This is a genomic window from Solirubrobacter soli DSM 22325, from assembly GCF_000423665.1.
Classification (GTDB): Bacteria; Actinomycetota; Thermoleophilia; order Solirubrobacterales; family Solirubrobacteraceae; genus Solirubrobacter; species Solirubrobacter soli.
In genome coordinates, this window is sequence record NZ_AUIK01000055.1 from 1 (window position 1) to 1,710 (window position 1,710).

Annotated in this window: 1 protein-coding gene; it reads left to right on the forward strand. The window is 41.2% G+C overall.

Annotated elements, in window-relative coordinates; all coding sequences use genetic code 11:
* Positions 1–490 precede the first annotated feature (490 nt).
* Positions 491–1,318 carry a rolling circle replication-associated protein gene (locus G569_RS61630; protein WP_211233128.1) on the forward strand — a complete coding sequence of 276 codons (828 nt, stop codon included), beginning with the start codon at positions 491–493 and terminating at the stop codon, positions 1,316–1,318.
* The last annotated feature ends 392 nt before the right edge of the window (positions 1,319–1,710 follow it).

The following is a 1,710-nucleotide window of genomic DNA, read 5'->3' on the forward strand; positions in this document are numbered from 1 at the left end:
TGGCTTGAGGCAGAATCGAGAAAGTCCGCTCTTACAAAGAGTGCTTTGGTCAATGTCGCTATACGTGAATACATCAAGCAATCAACTACTGTCGATAACATGCCGGAAATGATGAAAATGATGTCTCAACTTCAGGAGTACGTTGATCCTGAGAAGCAGCACAAAATAAATGAATAAGCAGCATGCCAGCGAGAAGGAGAGCGAAGCGGTCCATTTACGCGGAGATACCCCCTCTGATAGGCTGACCCGTAGCGTAGCGAAGGGATGTAGGCAAGGTGCTTTTTCTTGCCTGCAAAGCCTGGGGTGTCAGAGGGGGTAGAGGCTCCGTGTCAATGGCGACTGGAAGCGGTGTGCAAACCACTTCCCTTAATTAACTTGATTTAGATTCAACATTACAGAAAAACGCTCAACAGAGGGGGTTCATGCCTTGCACAAAATGTCTCAAAGTCATGTAGATATAAAAGATGATGCTATCGTCAAAGTGAAGCATATGAACCACGTCATAGATGTTTCTCACTCTAGCCGGAGAAATTCAAAGGTTCATACTCAGAAGATAAATTCAGATGAGTATGTTGATATTTCCACTGGTGAAATCAAGGAGTATGCTCATACTGATAACAGAGGTCAAAACTACAATTCATTAAGGAAAACTTTCAATCGTCTAAGGGATCTGATCAATAATAACTTTGTAGGTGACCCTAATGAGTTACATATCACTTTGACATACAAAGAGAACCAGACAGATACCACACGTTTATACAATGACTTTCAAAGGATGATTGATAAGCTCAGGTATAAATATAAGGGAATCACAACAATTGATTATCTGAACGTTATAGAGCCACAAAAAAGAGGTGCCTGGCATTGTCATCTTCTACTGAGGTTCAATGACGTATCGAACATTTATGTATCAAATTCTGATGTGGCCAGTATGTGGGGGAAAGGATATGTCAGAGTTCAAGCGTTAAAGAATATAGACAACATAGGAGCCTACCTTTCAGCATATTTAACAGATGTTGAATTGACTGAAGAAACTTATGTTGATTGCGTTGGCGATCATACTGAGATTATAGATAAACAGGTGTCCGGTGAGGATAAAAAATATATAAAAGGGGGAAGGCTTGCGATGTATCCCCCAGGTCTGAATATATACAGAAAATCAAAGGGGATATCTCCACCTGTTGTAGAGGAAATGACTTATAAAAAGGCAAAAGAAAAAGCCGGTGCTGGAACACCGACTTACCAGAAATCTATCACCTTGAACGATGATGATTTCTCCGTAACTCATCAATACGTTCAGTTTAACACACGGCGTTAATTACGGTACACCGTGACTGTACACCATGATGTATTTATACTAGGACGTTGGTTCTATAAGGTGCAAGGGGGGACCCGGTACGGGGGGTTCCCTCGCACACTTAGAGCCAGCGTCCTTTTCTATTTACGCACACAAAAAACATCAAAAGTATGTTATAATGATGTTACAACTTCATAGTGAAGAGGTCATGCCCGGCCTCTTCTATTTTTTATACAAAATATTGGGAGTGATCTCATGACTGAGAAAGAGAGAGAGCCTGTCAGGATCAATGTTAAAATTTCTGCTGATTCCAACGATTGGCTTGAGGCAGAATCGAGAAAGTCCGCTCTTACAAAGAGTGCTTTGGTCAATGTCGCTATACGTGAATACATCAAGCAATCAACTACTGTCGA